Origin of the sequence: Rhodococcoides corynebacterioides NBRC 14404 (genome assembly GCF_001894765.1) — a bacterium.
Taxonomy (GTDB): domain Bacteria; phylum Actinomycetota; class Actinomycetes; order Mycobacteriales; family Mycobacteriaceae; genus Rhodococcoides; species Rhodococcoides corynebacterioides.
This window is the reverse complement of the sequence record NZ_BCWV01000002.1, coordinates 774,562-790,982: the sequence shown is the minus strand read 5'-3', so window position 1 is coordinate 790,982 and position 16,421 is coordinate 774,562. Positions and strand designations below refer to the sequence as shown.

The following is a 16,421-nucleotide window of genomic DNA, read 5'->3' as shown; positions in this document are numbered from 1 at the left end:
AAGTCGCTCGTCGGAGCGGGTTCTCCCGCCGTCGACACCGACAACGTCGGGATATGGGCGCGCTATTTCGCGCCAAGTTCGGTAACGTTCCCATAACGGCGCTCGCGACGTCTCGTCGGCGTGCCCGTCACCCTGTCCCTGTCCCTGTCCTGTCACTGCCCCCGCCGAGCGATCGAAGGAGGTGCTCACACCCGTGCCCCACACCAATACCCGACCCGACCCGGCGGATCGTCCCGCGACCACCCTCGGCGTCTCGGCCGGTTCCGAGGTGGTGTGCTGCGCCGTCCTCACGACCACCGACACCGGCCGCGAGGTCTTCGACTACCGCACCCTCACGGTCGACGGTCTCCGCGCGGACCCCGCCGAGCTGGTCACCACCTCGCTCGCTCTGGCCACGGACCATCTTCTGCGCGACGGTGCGGCCGAGCGGCCCCGCGTCGGCGTGGCCCACCGCCCGTCGTCCCGGACGCGTCCTCTGCTCGCGGCGCTTCGGCGGCACGACCACGCCCTCACCGCCGACAACCTGGTGACCGACACCGACGCCGCCCTCTGCTGGCTCCGGCACACCGGTGAGGTGGCCCGCTTCGGCCACGTCCTGCTCGTCGACGTCGGCGCGAGCGGCACTTCCGTCAGCGTCGTCGACCAGACCGACGGGACCGTACGCGCGAGCACCCGGACCGACGTGATGAGCGGACGCGTCGTCGAACGCGCCCTCGCCGCGACGGTCGAGTCCCGGTTGCCCACGGTGCACATGCTCGATCGCGCACTGGTGGCCGCCCGCCTGACCACTGCGAAGGAACAGCTCTCCTCCGCCGAGAGCAGCAGCGTCGACCTGCCCGGCGGCGAGACCGTCACCGTAACGCGAGCCGATCTCGACGACGCGCTCGCCGCGCCGCTGCGCGCGTTCCGCTCCGCGATCACCGACCTCGTCGGGACCGCGATCGTCCTCCACGGCGAGTCGGCGCGACCGGACGCTGCCGCCGTGATCGGCGGAGGTGCCTTCGTTCCCGCCGTCGTCGACGCCGTCGCCGATGCCGTCGACGTCCCCCTCGTCACCACCACCGAACCCGACGCCGCCGTCGCCAAGGGCGCGGCCCTGCTCGCGCGCACTCTGGCTCACCCGGCCCGGTCGACCGCGCCGTCGACGTCCGGCGTGCGAACCGCCGGCGCGGTGGCCGCTGCCTGCGCCGTGCTGGCGGTGGTCCTCGCCTACGGGGTCCAGGCGCTCACGCCGATCGACGACCCGACCGTCACCGCCAGCGCCGCCACCGACCTGACGGACGAGGCCGCCGTCACCACGACCACCACCGTGGACGCGTTGCCCGCTCCCCCGCCCGCCCTCACCGGCGGCTGGGACGATCCGGGCGCGGCCGCCGCGCCCCCGACCTCACGGTTCGACTACACCCCGCTGCCCACCACGACGTACGACTACACGGCGCCCCGGCCGCGCCCGTCGACGCCCGCCCCGGCGACCTCCACGAGCACCGAGACCACGGGGACGCCGCCGCCCACGCCCACCACTCCCAGCCTGCGACCGGCACCGGACCTGCCGATCATCGAGATCCCCGGCCTGCCGGGTCTGCCGCCGTGGTGGGCCACGCCGCCGAGCACCGCCCCGGTCGACCCGACCCCGGCGAACCCCGCGCCGTCGTCCTCCGCACCGACCGCCGTCACCACCCTCCCGGCGGTTCCGGACGTCGTCACGACGGTGCCGGTCCCCCAACCGAACACGGCGACGGTGCCCCCCGCCACCTCGGAGTCTCCGCCCGCTCCGTGACCCCCGCAGCCGTCACGGCACGAGCGAGGTGGACACCGGCAGACCCGGATCCGTCGCCGACGTCAGCGCGGACGGCGACGCCCCGGAGGCCGCGATGTGCGCGCCCAGCGTGGCGATCATGACGCCGTTGTCGGTGCATCGCCGCGGCGTCGGTACCCGCAGCGTCACACCTGCTGCGGCACAACGCTCCTCGGCGAGCGAGCGAATCCGGGAGTTCGCCGTCGCTCCGCCGCCCAACACGAGGGTGTCGATCCCGCGATCCTCCAACGCTCGGATCGCCTTCAGCGTCAACACGTCCGCCACGGCCTCCTGGAAGGACGCCGCGACGTCGGCCACGACCACCGGCGTCCCGGACCGCTCCGACTTCTCGACGTACCGAGCGACGGCCGTCTTCAGACCGGAGAACGAGAAGTCGTACCGCGCGTCGCGCGGTCCGGTCATCCCCCGTGGAAAGGCGATGGCAGTCGGATCGCCCTGTGCGGCCAGTCGATCCAGCACCGGCCCACCGGGATAACCGAGGCCGAGCAGGCGAGCGACCTTGTCGAAGGCCTCTCCCGCCGCGTCGTCGACGGTGCTGCCGAGTTCGACGATGGGCTCCGCCAACGAGGACACCTCGAGCAGATGTGTGTGGCCGCCGGAGACGAGCAGCGCGACGCACTCGGGCATCGGGCCGTGCTCGAGCGTGTCGACGGCGACGTGACCGCCCAGATGATTGACCGCGTAGAACGGCACCCCCCACGCCGCCGCGTACGCCTTGGCCGCCGCGACACCCACGAGCAGTGCCCCCGCGAGACCGGGACCGATGGTCACCGCCACGGCGTCCGGACGCTCGATCCCCGCCGCCGCGAGCGCGCGCCGCATCGTCGGCACGATCGCTTCGAGATGCGCACGCGACGCGATCTCGGGCACCACGCCCCCGAACCGCGCGTGCTCGTCGACGCTCGAGGCCACCTCGTCGGCCAGCAGGTCGCACGTCCCTGCCGCCGGACCGCTCTCGTGATACCGCACGATGCCGACTCCTGTTTCGTCGCAGGAGCTTTCGATACCCAGGACGATCACGAGGACATTCCTTCCGTCTGCGTGCGGCCACCGGGTTCGCGGCGCATCGTGTACGCGTCCGCCCCCGAGGGGCGGTAGTAGTTGCGTCGAGTTCCGACGATCTCGAACCCCGTCGACCGATACAGGGCCAGAGCGGCCTCGTTGTCCGTGCGGACCTCGAGGAACACCGGACCGCCGTGCGCGTCGGCCGCCGCCAGCGCGTCGGTCAACAACGCCCGGCCGATCCCCCGGCGCTGCGCCGACGGATCGACACCGATCGTGTGGATCTCCGCCTCGGCTCCGGACCCCGTGCCCAGCAACGCGATTCCGGCATACCCCACCACACCGTCGTCGTCACGGACGACGCGGTACCGCACGTGCGGGCTCCGCAGCTCCTCGAGGAACGCGTCCTCGGGCCAGGGCCCGTCGCCCGGGAACAGGACCCGCTCGAGCCGGGCACACCCCGCCGCATCCGCCGGAACCATCGGCTCGATCACCGTCACGGGCGCTGTGCACGATCGGCAGTGGCCACTGCTGCGCGATCGGCAGTGGCCACTGCTGCGCGATCGGCAGTGGCCACTGCGTCCGGCCGGCGAAGGTACTGCGGCACCGGCTCACCCGGCCGATCACCACGGCGCAGCGCCGCCGCCGCCACCGCGACCAGCGACTCCGGCGACGGGCTCTCGACCGGCTCCACGGGCAGGTCCACCATGTCGACGTGCGACGCCGACCCGGCGACCACCTCCGCCGCGCCCACCTCCACGTCGCCCGGCGCGGACACCGCGGGACCCGCCACCGCGCGACCCCCGGCGAACCGTGCCCAGTAGACCTCCTTGCGTCGAGCGTCGGTCAGCACCAACACCTCCCGCTCACCCGGCACCGCCGCCGCGATCGCGTCCAGACTTCCGACCCCGTGGATCGGCACCCCCACCGCATCCGCGAACGCCATCCCCGTGGCCATGCCCACGCGCAGACCCGTGAACGGGCCGGGACCGGTCCCCACCACCACCGCGTCGATGTCGGCAGGGCCCACCCCGGCCTCGGCCAAACACTCGACGATCTGTGGGGTCAACACCTCGGCGTGCAGGCGGGCGTCGACCGTCACCCGCGTGGCCAGGGCGACGGGGGCTGCGGCCGGGTCGGCAGCGAGCCGCACGAGGCCGGCGGTCACCGCGGGTGTGGACGTGTCGACGGCGAGAACAAGCACGGATGTCCAGGTTACTCGCTCGAACCGCGGTTCCAGTGCCAGGTGGCCGTGCGGACGTCCGACTCCGGTTCGCGACGCAGGCGGATCAGCAGGTGACGATCGGCGAGCGCCTCGGCCAGCCCCTCGCCCCACTCGACCACCACCACGGAATCGGCCAGCTCGGTGTCCAGATCCAGCGCGTCGAGTTCGTCGGTCGCCGACGCACCGGTGCCCAGGCCCAAGCGGTACGCGTCGACGTGCACCAGACCCGGGCCGGTATCGGATCCCGGCCGGTGGGTACGCGCGATCATGAACGTCGGCGAACTGACCCGACCGAGCACGCCGAGACCCCGCGCGAGACCCTTCGTGAACGTCGTCTTGCCCGCGCCCAACGGCCCGTCGAGCACCACGACGTCCCCCGCGACGAGATCGGCGGCCAGCCGTTCGCCGAGCTGCTCGGTGTCCGCGGCGGTCGAGAGGACGGCCGTCTCCTGCTCAGCCAACCGTGACCCTCCTCGGCGACGCATCGATCCGGCCCGTGCGCACTCGCTGGACCAGTCGGTCGAGGGCGTCGTTCACCTCGTCCGGGAACTCGAGCTGCACCAGGTGGCCGGCGCGCCGTACCCGCACCATCTCCGCGTGCGGCAGCATCTCGGACAGCTCGCGGGACTTGTCGAACGGGATCACCCAGTCGTCGTCCCCGCACAGCACTGAAGTCGCCACATCGGCGATCACCGGGAGCGCCGCCTGCTCGTCGTGCAGTTCGAGCGCCTTCAGGAAGTTCACCATCGTGGTGACCGACGTGTCGTGGATCATCTGTTCCGCGAACGCATCCAGTGCCGGCGAGACGGTGGTCCCGAAGGACGCCGCCCGCAGGACCGGCGCGATGACCGACCGCACGGCGCCGCGACCGATCTGCACCACACCGGGCGCGGAGCGCACCGCGAGTCGGAATGCGTCCACGGCCGGGTTCTGCAGATTCCGGCCCAGACCGGTGGTCGCGATGCCCGCCGCCGTCGTCGACACGAGCGCGACACCCACCACGCGATCGGCCACCGCGTCGGGGAAGAGGCGGCAGGCCGCGAGGACCGACATCCCGCCCATGGAATGACCCACCAGGACCACCGGACCCGTCGGCGCCACCGCGCGGATCACGTCCGCGAGGTCGGCACCGAGCCGAGGAATGTCGCAGTCCTCGGGCGCGACGTCACCGGACCGTCCGTGACCGCGCTGGTCGTAGAACACCATCCGCACGTCGTCGCCCCAGCGCGCCGCGAGGTCGCGACGCTGGAAGTACCAGCACTCCATGCGCAAGCAGTAGCCGTGGACGAAGACCACCGTCAGCGGAGCCGTCGTCGGCCCGACCTCCCGCACCGCCAACGGGACGCCGTCGCTCGCCGCGACGATGCTGCCGCGATCGAACTCGACCGTCGCGAAGTCCGCGGGTCGCTCCACGTCGGGCACCGGATCCCCGACACGGCGACGGACGGCCGCGATGCCGGCGACGGCCGCCACCGCGGCGACGCTGGCCGCACCGCCCACGATGCCGACCAGACGTGGGCCGATCACGCGACACCGCCCCGGTACGTGCGCTCGACCCGCCCACGGACGCCCGTGACCACCTCGTAGTTGATCGTGCCCAGCACCTCGGCCCAGTCCTGAGCGGAGGACTCCCCGTGGTCGCCCGGGCCGAAGAAGTACGCGTCGTCGCCGACCTCGACGTCGCCGTCCGGACCCACGTCGATCACCACCTGGTCCATCGACACCCGGCCCACCGCACGGTGACGACGGCCGCGCACCGCAACCTCGTAGCGGCCGGTCAATCCGCGGACGACGCCGTCCGCGTAGCCGAGGGGAATCAGGGCGACCACCGTGTCCCGCGGCGCGATCCACTGATGTCCGTACCCGACGCCGCCGCCCGCCGGGACGTTCTTGAGCAGCACGACGGTCGCGCGCACCGTCATCACCGGGCGCAGGTCGAACGAACCGAGGTCGGGGGCCGGCGACAGTCCGTAGACCGCGATACCCGGACGCACCAGGTCGTAGGCGAGGTCGGGACGGAGCAACGTCGCCGCCGAGTTGGCCAGATGACGCGTCCGCGGCGCGACACCCGCCCTCGTCATGGCGTCGACCAGGGCGTCGAACCGCCGCTTCTGCAGATCGGTCACCGGATCCTCGGGATCGTCGGCCGCGACCAGGTGGGAGAACGCCCCGCGCACGTCGAGCGCACCGCGCTCGCGCGAGAGCAGATCCAGGGCCTCGTCGACCATGTCGGGCGCCAGGCCTCCGCGGTTCATCCCCGTGTCCAGCTTGACGCTCACCGTCGCCCGACGACCGGCCGTGCGCGCCGCGTCCACCACCTCGGCGATCTGACGCGGCGTCGACACCCCGATCTCCACGTCGGCCTCGATCGCCGCACGGAAGTCCGCCCCCGGGGCGTGCAGCCAGCACAGCACCGGGGCGTCCACCCCGGCCGCGCGCAGCGCCAGGGCCTCCTGCACGGTGGCCACGCCCAACTCCGCCGCACCCGCGCCCAGAGCCGCTCGTGCCACGGGAACCGCACCGTGGTTGTAGCCGTCCGCCTTCACCACGGCCATCACGTCCGCCGATCCCGCCCGCGCGGTCAACACCCGCACGTTGTGGGCCACGGCGTCGAGGTCGATCACCGCCTCGGCCTGAGGACGGGCCGTCGTGCCGGCCGTCGGGGTCGCGGTGCTCACCGGGCCGATTCTGCCATTCCGGCCTCGCCCGCTCGTGCCCGCAAGGTGCCCACGGCATCGCGTACCGCGCTCAGCAGCACCGACGCCGAGATCGGCGCCGGTGCGGGCCGGGACGGTCCACCGGCCGCCAGCATCGCGGCGAGCGAATGCGCGCGGGCGGCGGACGTGGCCGCCACCAGCGGGGACAGGCCCGCGGCGAGCAGAGCCCCGGCCATGCCGGCGAGGACGTCCCCCGATCCCGCCGTCGACGACCACGACGACCCCGCCTGGTCGACCATCACCCGGCCGTCCGCATGTGCGATCAGCGTCGCGCGTCCCTTGAGGAGAACGGTCACCCCGCGGTCCGCGGCCAGCGCACGCACGGACGACACGCGATCCGGTCCGGGGTCCGAACCCGTCAGGCGCGCGAACTCGCCCGCGTGCGGCGTGAGCAGCGTGGGTGCGCTGCGCCCGTCGAGCAACTCGGGCCGCGCGGCCAGGACCGTCAGGCCGTCCGCGTCGACCAGCACCGGCAGGTCGGTGGCGAGGATGCCCGCGAGGCGCTCCGCGGCGTCGTCGTCCGTACCGAAGCCCGGACCCACCACCCACGCCTGGACGCGCCCCGCCTCGTCGACGGACCGGGCCGTCACCACCTCCGGGTAGTGATGGAGCACCTCGGCCCCCCCGGTCCCGACGTAGCGCACCATTCCCGCCGTCGCCGCCACCGCCGCGCCGGTGCACAGCACGCCCGCGCCCGGATACTTCTCGCTGCCCGCCATGACACCCACGACGCCCTGGCTGTACTTGTCGTCGTGCGGGCCGGGCACCGGCCACACCGCCCCCACCTCGGCGTCGTCCGCGCAGGCCAACTCCGTCGTCGCGGCCGGCAACCCGATGTCGACCACGACGACCCGGCCGCACCGGGGAGCCGCGAGCACGTGCACCGGCTTGCGCACTCCGAACGTCACCGTCACCGCCGCCGAGACCGCAGGGCCGTCCACCGCCCCGGTGTCGACATCCACCCCCGACGGAAGGTCCACCGACACGATCGGCGCGGTCACCGCCCGGACGTGCTCCGCCGCATCCGGTCGTAGCGCACCGCGGCCCGACAGGCCGACGATGCCGTCGACCACCAGATCCACCTCACCGAGCCGAGCGACCACCCGGCCCCCGGACGCCTCGAACGCCGAGAGACCGCCCCGATGAGTACGGTCCGGAGCGAGCAGGACCGCGGTGACCGCCACCCCACGGCGTCGCAGCATCGCCCCGGCGAACAGGGCGTCACCGCCGTTGTCGCCCGAGCCCACCAGCAGTCCCACCGCGCACCCCGCGACGGCACCGCACCGCGCCCGCAACTCGGCCGCGATCGCCCCCGCCAGGCCGAACGCCGCGCGCCTCATCACCGCGTACTCGGGCGCCGCCGCGACGACGGGACGTTCCAACGACCGGGCCTCGTCCGCGGTGAACACGTACTCCATGACCCCACCGTAACGAGGTCTAGCGTGGAGACATGGCCCGCTTCGAGATGCCCCACCGTCGCCTCGCCCTCGTCGGAACCGCGGCGGCGCTGGCGATCTCGCTCACCGCCTGCACCGAGGACCCGACGCCTGCCGAACGACCCACCGGACCGAACGTCGTCACCGTCGCCGACATGGCCTACAGCCCCGCCACCGTCACCATCTCCCCCGGCGACACCGTCACCTGGTTCTTCGACGACGACCGCATGGCCCACAACGTCGTCGGCATCGACAACGCGTCGTCCCTGCTGCACAGCCCGATGATCGCGGCCGGCCAGTTCAGTCAGACCTTCGACGACCCCGGCACCTACAACTACTTCTGCACCGTCCACCCCAACATGACCGGGGTCGTCATCGTCCGCTGAGCCCCGCTCCGCTACTCGACGGTGCTCTCGCGTCGATCCGCTCCGCTACTCGACGGTGCTCTCGCGTCGATCCGCTCCGCTACTCGACGGTCACGGACTTGGCGAGGTTCCGCGGCTTGTCCACGTCGTACCCCCGCGCCTGCGCGACCTCCGCAGCGAACACCTGCAGCGGGATCGTCGACAGCAGCGGCTGCAGCAGCGTCGGCGCGGCCGGGATCTCGATCAGATGGTCGGCGTACGGCCGCACCGTCTCGTCGCCCTCCTCGGCGATGACCACCGTGCGCGCCCCGCGAGCCTGGATCTCCCGAATGTTGCTCAGCAGCTTCGAATGCAGCACCGCGCGACCCTTCGGCGACGGCATCACCACGATCACCGGCAGGCCGTCCTCGATCAGCGCGATCGGCCCGTGCTTGAGCTCGCCCGCCGCGAAGCCCTCCGCGTGCATGTACGCGAGTTCCTTCAGCTTGAGCGCACCCTCGAGCGCCACCGGGTAGCCCACGTGCCGACCGAGGAACAGCACCGTCGGCGACGTCGCCAGCTCGCGCGCGAGCGCCCGCACCGGCTCCACGGTCTCGAGGACTGCCGCGACGAGAGCCGGCATGGCCTCGAGGTCGCGGTACTCCCGTGCGACCTCGTCCGGGTACTTGGTTCCGCGCGCCTGCGCCAGCGCCAGCCCCACCAGGTAGTTGGCGGTGACCTGTGCCAGGAACGCCTTGGTGGACGCGACGCCGATCTCCGGTCCCGCCCGCGTGTAGAGAACGGCGTCGGCCTCGCGGGGAATTTGCGAGCCGTTGGTGTTGCACACCGCCAGCACGCGGGCCTTCTGCTCCTTGGCGTGCCGCACGGCCTCGAGGGTGTCCGCCGTCTCGCCCGACTGCGAGATGGCCACCACCAGCGTCGACCGGTCCAGCACCGGGTCGCGGTACCGGAACTCGCTGGCCAGTTCGACCTCCACGGGGAGGCGGGTCCAGTGCTCGATCGCGTACTTGGCCACCAACCCCGAGTGGTACGCGCTGCCGCACGCCACCACGAAGACCTTGTCGACGTCGCGCAGTTCCTGGTCCGACAGTCGTTGCTCGTCGAGGGTGATCCGGCCCTTGTCGAAGTGCCCGAGCAGCGTGTCCGCGACCGCCGCGGGCTGCTCCTGGATCTCCTTGAGCATGAAGTAGTCGTGGCCGCCCTTCTCGGCGGCCGCGAGGTCCCAGTCGATGCGGAACGGACGACCCTGCGCCTCGGTCCCGTCGAAGTGCATGATCGAGTACCCGTCGGCGGTGATCACCACCACCTGGTCCTGACCGAGCTCGACGGCGTCGCGGGTGTGCTCGATGAACGCGGCCACGTCGGAGCCGACGAACATCTCGTCCTGCCCGACACCCACCACCAGCGGTGTCGACCGGCGGGCGGCGACGATGGTGTCCGGGTGATCGACGTGCGTGAAGACGAGGGTGAACGCCCCTTCGAGACGACGCAGGACCGCCAGGGCGCTCTCGACGAACTCCCCGGCCGTCGGCCCTTCCGCGTACGCGCGGGCCACCAGGTGGACGGCCACCTCGGTGTCGGTATCGGACGCGAACTCGACACCCTCCGCCTCCAGCTCGGCGCGCAGCGGGGCGAAGTTCTCGATGATGCCGTTGTGCACCACGGCGACCGTGGCGTCGGCGTTGCGATGCGGGTGGGCGTTGCGGTCGGTGGGGCGACCGTGGGTGGCCCAACGGGTGTGTCCCATGCCGGCGGTGCCGACGAAGGTGTCGCGACCCAGATCGTCCAGCTCGGCGTCGAGATTGGACAGTTTGCCCGCCTTGCGCTCGACGGCCATGCCGCCCGCACCGTCCAGGACGGCCACACCGGCGGAGTCGTATCCCCGGTACTCCATCCGCCGCAGCGCCTCCACCACGATGGGCAGCGCAGGCCTGTGTCCGACGTACCCGACGATTCCGCACATGGGCGACAGCCTACGTCGGCACGGACCCCCCTCCGGCCACCCACCGCGAGTCCCTCCCCCGCATCCGACGGGCTCGGATACGGTTGACCACGTGCCGAAGACGCAGAAGCTGGTCACCGACCTCGCCAAAACCGGTCCGCATCGCGTGGTCCGGGGTGACCTGGCGCTGGCCGGCCTTCCCGGTGTGATCTACGCACCCAAGGAGGGCACCTCCCTTCCGGCCGTCGCCTTCGGTCACGGCTGGATGTCGTCGTCGAAGAACTACGAGTCGACCCTGAAGCACCTGGCCTCGTGGGGCTTCGTCGTGGCCGCGCCGAACACCCAGCGCGGTCCGGTGCCGTCCCACGCCGCCCTCGCCCACGATCTGTCCGTCGCGCTCGACATCTGCACGGGCATTCGTCTCGGCACCGGGGACATCTCCGTGCATCCCGACAAACTCGCCGTCGTCGGCCACGCCATGGGTGCCGGCGCGGCAGTACTCGCGGCCTCGCAGCGGTCCGACATCCGGGCGGTCGGCGCTCTCTACCCCGCCCCCACCAGCCCGCGCGTTCTCACCGACGGCATCGCCGACGCCGTGACCGCGCCGGCTCTGGTGGTCGGCGCGCCGACGGAGCTCAACTCCCTCACGGCCGAACCGGTGGCCCTCGCCGGCGCACTCGGCGGGCCGACCGTGCTCCGGGTGATCGACAAGTCCGTCGGCGACGGCATCGTCGAGAGCCGCAAGCTCCTGAGCTTCTTCGGCGTCGGAAACGCGCAGCCCAAGACCCGCAAGGCGGTCCGAGCACTCCTCACCGGCTTCCTGCTGCACCGCCTCGCGCGGCACGACGACTACGAGGCCTTCTCCGACCCCGAGGTCGAATTCAAGGGCACGCGGGTGCTGGACCCGAACGAGCCGACGGCCGACGTGCCCAGCAAGGGCGGCGCCCTGCGTCAGCTCAGCCACCTCGCCGGTCGCTGAGGCGCCGACTCCTGCTGTCCGGCCCCGTCCGCCTCGACGGGCGTGGCGCGGTCACGCACCGAGCGCATGATCGGCTCGATCCCTGCTCGGTGTCCGCCGGCGTCCTTCGCTGCACGGAGATTCTCGCTGCGAGCGTCCGCCTCACGGGCAGTGGCGTCGCGAGCGGCGTCGCGCCGTAACCGTTCCCGCAGACGCGCGGTGGAACGACGGTGCTCGGCGACCACCTCGTCGATCAAGGCTGCGACGGTCCGGTCGTTCACAGCGGTCCCGCCTCGGCCAGTGCCGGTCGGGGGCCCGCTGCCGGGGTCGGCTCGAGGGCCGGCAGAGATCCGGGCTCGGCAGGCGCGGACGGGGCCACGGCCGCGACCGGCACGTCCGGGACGCAATCGGCCGGCGGCGGGTCCACGGCCGGCGCCGGGTCGGCGGATGGTGCCGGGTCCACGGCCGGCGCCGGGTCGGCGGATGGTGCCGGGTCCACGGGCGGTGCCGGGTCCACGGACGGCACCGACCCCCCGGGCGTCTCCGGCTCCGCGGGCGACGACGGGACGGTTCCTGTCGGTGCGGATCCCGACCCGGACGCGGGGCCCGCCTCGAGATCGATCGACCCGTCGGCGCGCAGCACCAGCCCGACCTCACCACCGGCCCACTTCACCTCCACCCGGCCGACCTCCGGCGCGGGCGTCGCGTCGACCGGACTCGTCGTGTTCGCCGACGGCTCCGACGCGAGCCCGGCCTCGGACGACTCGCATCGAGCCTCGATCCCCGAGTCGATTCCGGACTGGACCGGGTCCCGTGCCCCCGCCGACTCGATCACCGCCCCGTCGGCGCCGGACAGCACCGCGGTCACGGCCTCGACCACGGCTGCACGCACGACGTCGGTTACGCGAAGATCGGGCACGACGGTCACCGGCGCGTCCGGCACCGGCACAGCGGAGACGGCTGGCACGGTCGGCACGGCGGGTGCGGTCGGCGCCGCCGGCCCTGGTACGTCCGGGGTCGCGACGGGTGGTGCCGACGGTGACCCGGTTCCCGGCGAGTTCGCACAGCTCGGCGCCGCCGCGGGTGCGGTCGGCGCGGGCGCGGCCGGCGGGGTCGGCGGGGGCACCGGGTCGGACGCCGTCGGGTAGGGGTCGGTGCAGAGGTCGCCGAGCGCCGAGTCGACCACGTCGAAGATCCGCTCGACTGCAGCGTGACTGTCCGAGCAGAGGTCGTCGAAGCTCGTGGTGGCCTCCTCGACCGCCGGGATGAACACCCCGTCGACCCAGTCCCGGCACGCCCTGATCACGGCGTCGACCACATCGGGCCGTTCCCACAGGGCCACCGCACCCCCTGCCACGGCAGCGCGCAACTCCGGAACGAGCGCGGTGAGCCGGGACACGGTGTCGACCGACCACGTCGACGGGTCCTGCGTCGCCCCCACCACGGTGGCCTGTGCGTCGTCCAGATCTCGGCCACCGACGTCGCTGCGATGGTGGTCGGCGGCCGCGACCGCCTTGTCCTGCACGATCGCTCGGAGCCCCTCGGCGGCGCGGTCGAGCGTGCTCGCCGCGAGGTCGAGGTGGTCGAGGTCGAGTGTGGCCCTGGCCGACTGCGCCGCGAGCACGTCACCGGCCGCGGTCGCCGCGGCTCCGGTCCAGGCCGTCGACAACTCCGTGGCCGCCTCGGTGCGCACGGCGAGTTCCGCGCGCAGGGTCGTCGCAACGTCGCGACACCGGGCGGCGTCGGCACGCAGCACGTCGGTGTCGAGTCCGCGTTGACCGTCGTACCGGGCGCATAGGTCCAGGTACGACGGACCGGTCCCGCCGGCGTCGTCCCGCCAGGGCAGCACGCGGTCGAAGAAGCGCAACCCGGACGCCCCCTCGTCGAGAATCGCGTCGAGCGGGCCGCTCATGTAATCGTCGAGCGGGCCGCTCATCGATCGCCGCCCGCCGCGGTCACCGACGCCGCACCCAGAGCATCACCCGCCTCGGTCGTCGTCACCGCCGTCCCGATCGCCTCCGCCGCCGACCGCGTCACGCGATTCCACGACGCGAGACCGTCCTCGAGTTCGCGCAGTCGGGCGTCGATGTACGCGGCGCGCGCGCCGTGGTCGCGACCGGCGTGCGCCGCGTCGAACGCCCGGCTCGACAACCCGCCCAGCGCACTCTCGGCCCGGTCCACCGACTCCGCGATCGTGCGCACCGCGGCCGTCGCCGCCGCCGGATCCATCGTCGTCTCGTCGCTCATTCGCGTCCCCCGTCGTCGCCGACACCCTCGTGCCCCACCCGACTTGGACGCGCGGAGGCACCTCCTCGGTTCCACGGCTCTCCTACCGCCACCGCACCGTCGTGCTACCGAGCGGTAACGTCCGACGCACAGCGGGTGACCGACACCGGCAAGAGATGTCGAGGAGACTCATGCGAATCGGGATGCAACTCAACTACTCGGGCGGCTTCGAGGAGACCGTCGAGGAAGTCGGCGCGCTCGAACGGGCCGGGATGGACATCGCGTTCGTTCCCGAGGCGTACTCGTTCGACGCGGTCAGCCAGATCGGCTTCCTCGCCGCCAAGACCTCCACCATCGAGCTGGCGTCCGGCATCTTCCAGATCTACACCCGGACCCCGTCGCTGCTCGCCATGACCGCGGCCGGGCTGGACTACGTCTCGGGTGGCCGCTTCGTGATGGGTATCGGCGCGTCGGGACCGCAGGTCATCGAGGGCTTCCACGGCGTCAAGTACGACGCTCCGCTCGGGCGCACCCGCGAGATCGTCGACATCTGCCGGCAGGTCTGGCGCCGCGAGAAGGTGCAATTCGACGGCAAGTACTACCAGATTCCGCTTCCGGCGGACAAGGGCACCGGCCTGGGCAAGCCGCTCAAGCTGATCAATCACCCTGTGCGCGACTCGATTCCGATCGTCATTGCCTCCCTCGGCCCCAAGAACGTCGCGTTGACCGCCGAAATCGCACAGGGCTGGGAGCCGATCTTCTTCCACCCGGAGAAGGCGGCGTCGGTCTGGGGCGACTCGCTGGCCGAGGGCAAGGCGAAGCGCGATCCCGCGCTGGGCGAGCTCGACGTCTATGCGAGCCCCGCCGTCGCGATCGGGGACGACGCCGATCAGTTCCTCCCCTGGATCAAGCCGCAGCTCGCGCTCTACATCGGCGGCATGGGCGCCAAGGGCAAGAACTTCTACAACGATCTGGCCGTGCGCTACGGGTACGAGGAGGAGGCGGAGAAGATTCAGGACCTCTACCTCGCGGGCAAGAAGGAGGAGGCCACGGCGGCGGTGCCCGACGAGCTGGTGCGGTCCATCTCGCTGATCGGCACCGAGAGCTTCGTCACGGAGCGGCTGGCCGCGTTCCGAGCCGCCGGCGCGACCACCCTGAACATCCACCCCATCGCGTCCGACAGCGCGGGGCGGGTGAAGCAGGTCGAGCTGCTCAAGTCACTCATCGGCTGACGCGGGTACGACGGCCTGCGCCGCCGTCGGTCGACTACCGACCGACGGCGGCGACCTGCTCGGCGATGTGGCCGGCGAGCCGCTCGGCGGTGGCGGTGTCGGCCGCTTCGACCATCACGCGCACCAGCTGCTCGGTGCCCGACGGACGCAGCAGCACCCGGCCCTCGTCGCCGAGTTCGCGCACGGCGGCGTCGACCGCCTCGGTCACCGCGACCGCGGCGGTCGCGGCCTGCTTGTCCTCGACCCGCACGTTGATCAGCGTCTGCGGCAGGGTCCGCATCACGGAGGCGAGTTCGCGCAGCGACCGCCCGCTGGACGCCATGCGACTCATCACCTGCAGGCCGGTCAGGACGCCGTCGCCCGTGCTGCCGAACGCCGGGATCACGATGTGGCCCGACTGTTCGCCGCCGAGACCGTAGTCGCCGGCGCGCAACTCCTCGAGAACGTATCGGTCGCCCACGGCGGTCGTGCGGACCGTGATGCCGGCCTCGCGCATGGCGATGTGCAGACCGAGGTTGCTCATGACCGTCGCGACCAGCGTGTTCTCCGGCAGCGTGCCGGCGTCCTTCATGGCCAGGGCGAGGATCGCCATGATCGCGTCCCCGTCGACGACGTCGCCGGCCGCGTCTACCGCGAGGCACCGGTCCGCGTCCCCGTCGTGGGCGAGGCCCAGATCCGCGCCGTGGTCGAGCACGGCGCGCTGCAGGACGTCGAGGTGCGTGGACCCGCAGCCGTCGTTGATGTTCAGCCCCGTCGGCTCGGCGTTGATGGCGACGACGGTGGCGCCGGCGGCGCGGTAGGCATCGGGCGCCGCCGAGGAGGCCGCGCCGTGGGCGCAGTCGACCACCACGGTGATGCCGTCGAGCGTGGTGGGAACGGTCTTGGCGAGGTGCTCCTCGTAGCGGGACAGCCCGTCGGGAGCGGTGCGCACGCGACCGATGTCGGCCCCGGTGGGCCCGGCGGACGCGGCGTCGAGCAGGGCCTCGATCCGGTCCTCCTGCTCGTCGGCCAGCTTGACTCCGCCGGCCGCGAAGAACTTGATGCCGTTGTCCGGCATGGCGTTGTGCGACGCGCTGATCATGACGCCGAGTGCGGCGTCGTAGGCGTCGGTGAGGTAGGCCAGCGCCGGGGTGGGCACGACGCCGACGGTGAGGACGTCCATGCCGGCGGACGACAGGCCCGCCACGATGGCCGCCTCGAGCATCTCCCCGCTCGCCCGAGGGTCGCGGCCGACGACGGCGACGGGACGGGACGCGGACCCGTCAGGAGCCGTGCTCGGGGCCGAGGCACCCAGGACGGCGGCACCCGCACGGCCGAGGCGGAGAGCGAGATCCGCGGTGACGTCCGCGTTGGCGAGGCCTCGAACCCCGTCGGTTCCGAACAGTCGGCCCATGGCGGTTACCTCTTTCGAGCGGTGGTACGGGTGCTGCGAGTGATGTGAGAACGGTTCCGACACGACGCAGGCGCCCGCAGCCGTCCCGTGAGGGATCGGCCGGAGCGCC

16 protein-coding genes are annotated in these 16,421 nt (G+C 72.4%); 4 read left to right on the top strand and 12 right to left on the bottom strand.

Annotated features, from left to right (window positions below; translation table 11 throughout):
* The first annotated feature begins 193 nt into the window (after positions 1 to 193).
* Entirely contained in the window at positions 194 to 1,777 is a 1,584-nt protein-coding gene (locus tag RC2_RS05150) for an Hsp70 family protein (RefSeq protein WP_169846840.1), read from the top strand.
* Between the two features lie 12 nt (positions 1,778 to 1,789).
* On the opposite strand, the gene tsaD is transcribed toward RC2_RS05150, so the two are convergent.
* Genes tsaD through RC2_RS05115 form a run of 7 tightly spaced genes read right to left on the bottom strand, consistent with a single transcriptional unit; the run spans position 1,790 to position 8,178 of the window.
* The gene (tsaD, locus tag RC2_RS05145; RefSeq protein ID WP_072681117.1) at positions 1,790 to 2,836 is read right to left on the bottom strand and encodes a tRNA (adenosine(37)-N6)-threonylcarbamoyltransferase complex transferase subunit TsaD; all 1,047 of its coding nucleotides are present in this window, start codon (positions 2,834 to 2,836) and stop codon (positions 1,790 to 1,792) included.
* Positions 2,833 to 3,300, bottom strand: a complete 468-nt coding sequence (gene rimI / locus RC2_RS05140) for a ribosomal protein S18-alanine N-acetyltransferase (RefSeq protein ID WP_261767807.1) — start codon at positions 3,298 to 3,300, stop codon at positions 2,833 to 2,835. Before rimI ends, tsaD begins: the two co-directional genes overlap by 4 nt.
* Positions 3,301 to 3,314: 14 nt before the next feature.
* Entirely contained in the window at positions 3,315 to 4,022 is a 708-nt protein-coding gene (tsaB, locus tag RC2_RS05135) for a tRNA (adenosine(37)-N6)-threonylcarbamoyltransferase complex dimerization subunit type 1 TsaB (protein ID WP_068148823.1), read from the bottom strand.
* 11 nt (positions 4,023 to 4,033) lie between these two features.
* Entirely contained in the window at positions 4,034 to 4,528 is a 495-nt protein-coding gene (gene tsaE, locus RC2_RS05130) for a tRNA (adenosine(37)-N6)-threonylcarbamoyltransferase complex ATPase subunit type 1 TsaE (RefSeq protein ID WP_068148820.1), read from the bottom strand.
* Positions 4,497 to 5,570: an alpha/beta fold hydrolase gene (locus RC2_RS05125; protein WP_371828690.1), complete on the bottom strand. Its 1,074-nt coding sequence runs from the start codon at positions 5,568 to 5,570 to the stop codon at positions 4,497 to 4,499. The genes tsaE and RC2_RS05125 overlap by 32 nt, the downstream gene beginning before the upstream one ends.
* On the bottom strand, positions 5,567 to 6,730 hold the full coding sequence (gene alr, locus RC2_RS05120) for an alanine racemase (RefSeq protein WP_174552299.1): 1,164 nt from the start codon (positions 6,728 to 6,730) through the stop codon (positions 5,567 to 5,569). Before alr ends, RC2_RS05125 begins: the two co-directional genes overlap by 4 nt.
* Positions 6,718 to 8,178, bottom strand: a complete 1,461-nt coding sequence (locus RC2_RS05115; protein ID WP_068148814.1) for a bifunctional ADP-dependent NAD(P)H-hydrate dehydratase/NAD(P)H-hydrate epimerase — start codon at positions 8,176 to 8,178, stop codon at positions 6,718 to 6,720. The genes alr and RC2_RS05115 overlap by 13 nt, the downstream gene beginning before the upstream one ends.
* 32 nt (positions 8,179 to 8,210) lie before the next feature.
* Here RC2_RS05115 and RC2_RS05110 point away from each other — a divergent pair, with 32 nt between their 5' ends.
* Positions 8,211 to 8,582, top strand: a complete 372-nt coding sequence (locus tag RC2_RS05110; RefSeq protein ID WP_245810965.1) for a plastocyanin/azurin family copper-binding protein — start codon at positions 8,211 to 8,213, stop codon at positions 8,580 to 8,582.
* Between the two features lie 79 nt (positions 8,583 to 8,661).
* On the opposite strand, the gene glmS is transcribed toward RC2_RS05110, so the two are convergent.
* Entirely contained in the window at positions 8,662 to 10,524 is a 1,863-nt protein-coding gene (gene glmS, locus RC2_RS05105) for a glutamine--fructose-6-phosphate transaminase (isomerizing) (RefSeq protein ID WP_068148812.1), read from the bottom strand.
* Between the two features lie 91 nt (positions 10,525 to 10,615).
* On the opposite strand from glmS, the gene RC2_RS05100 reads away from it, so the two are divergent.
* Positions 10,616 to 11,482: a dienelactone hydrolase family protein gene (locus tag RC2_RS05100; protein WP_068148809.1), complete on the top strand. Its 867-nt coding sequence runs from the start codon at positions 10,616 to 10,618 to the stop codon at positions 11,480 to 11,482.
* On the opposite strand, the gene RC2_RS05095 is transcribed toward RC2_RS05100, so the two are convergent.
* From RC2_RS05095 to RC2_RS05085, 3 genes are read right to left on the bottom strand one after another with little or no spacing between them, the layout of a single operon-like run.
* Positions 11,455 to 11,742 carry a hypothetical protein gene (locus RC2_RS05095; protein WP_068148806.1) on the bottom strand — a complete coding sequence of 96 codons (288 nt, stop codon included), beginning with the start codon at positions 11,740 to 11,742 and terminating at the stop codon, positions 11,455 to 11,457. The genes RC2_RS05100 and RC2_RS05095 overlap by 28 nt on opposite strands.
* The gene (locus RC2_RS05090; RefSeq protein WP_068148803.1) at positions 11,739 to 13,397 is read right to left on the bottom strand and encodes a hypothetical protein; all 1,659 of its coding nucleotides are present in this window, start codon (positions 13,395 to 13,397) and stop codon (positions 11,739 to 11,741) included. The genes RC2_RS05095 and RC2_RS05090 overlap by 4 nt, the downstream gene beginning before the upstream one ends.
* Complete coding sequence (locus RC2_RS05085) at positions 13,394 to 13,708, bottom strand: hypothetical protein (RefSeq protein WP_068148800.1); 315 nt, start codon at positions 13,706 to 13,708, stop codon at positions 13,394 to 13,396. The genes RC2_RS05090 and RC2_RS05085 overlap by 4 nt, the downstream gene beginning before the upstream one ends.
* Before the next feature lie 170 nt (positions 13,709 to 13,878).
* On the opposite strand from RC2_RS05085, the gene RC2_RS05080 reads away from it, so the two are divergent.
* Positions 13,879 to 14,919, top strand: a complete 1,041-nt coding sequence (locus RC2_RS05080) for an LLM class F420-dependent oxidoreductase (protein ID WP_068148797.1) — start codon at positions 13,879 to 13,881, stop codon at positions 14,917 to 14,919.
* A gap of 34 nt (positions 14,920 to 14,953) precedes the next feature.
* Here the strand turns inward: RC2_RS05080 and glmM are convergent, their stop codons facing one another.
* Positions 14,954 to 16,312, bottom strand: a complete 1,359-nt coding sequence (glmM, locus tag RC2_RS05075; protein WP_068148796.1) for a phosphoglucosamine mutase — start codon at positions 16,310 to 16,312, stop codon at positions 14,954 to 14,956.
* Between the last annotated feature and the right edge of the window lie 109 nt (positions 16,313 to 16,421).

Coding starts and splice junctions, on each gene's coding strand:
- glmM (WP_068148796.1), bottom strand. CDS start 16,312: ATGGGCCGACTGTTCGGAACCGACGGGGTTCGAGGCCTCGCCAACGCG.
- RC2_RS05115 (WP_068148814.1), bottom strand. CDS start 8,178: ATGGAGTACGTGTTCACCGCGGACGAGGCCCGGTCGTTGGAACGTCCC.
- RC2_RS05085 (WP_068148800.1), bottom strand. CDS start 13,708: ATGAGCGACGAGACGACGATGGATCCGGCGGCGGCGACGGCCGCGGTG.
- glmS (WP_068148812.1), bottom strand. CDS start 10,524: ATGTGCGGAATCGTCGGGTACGTCGGACACAGGCCTGCGCTGCCCATC.
- RC2_RS05080 (WP_068148797.1), top strand. CDS start 13,879: ATGCGAATCGGGATGCAACTCAACTACTCGGGCGGCTTCGAGGAGACC.
- RC2_RS05110 (WP_245810965.1), top strand. CDS start 8,211: ATGGCCCGCTTCGAGATGCCCCACCGTCGCCTCGCCCTCGTCGGAACC.
- tsaE (WP_068148820.1), bottom strand. CDS start 4,528: ATGCGTCGCCGAGGAGGGTCACGGTTGGCTGAGCAGGAGACGGCCGTC.
- rimI (WP_261767807.1), bottom strand. CDS start 3,300: ATGGTTCCGGCGGATGCGGCGGGGTGTGCCCGGCTCGAGCGGGTCCTG.
- RC2_RS05090 (WP_068148803.1), bottom strand. CDS start 13,397: ATGAGCGGCCCGCTCGACGATTACATGAGCGGCCCGCTCGACGCGATT.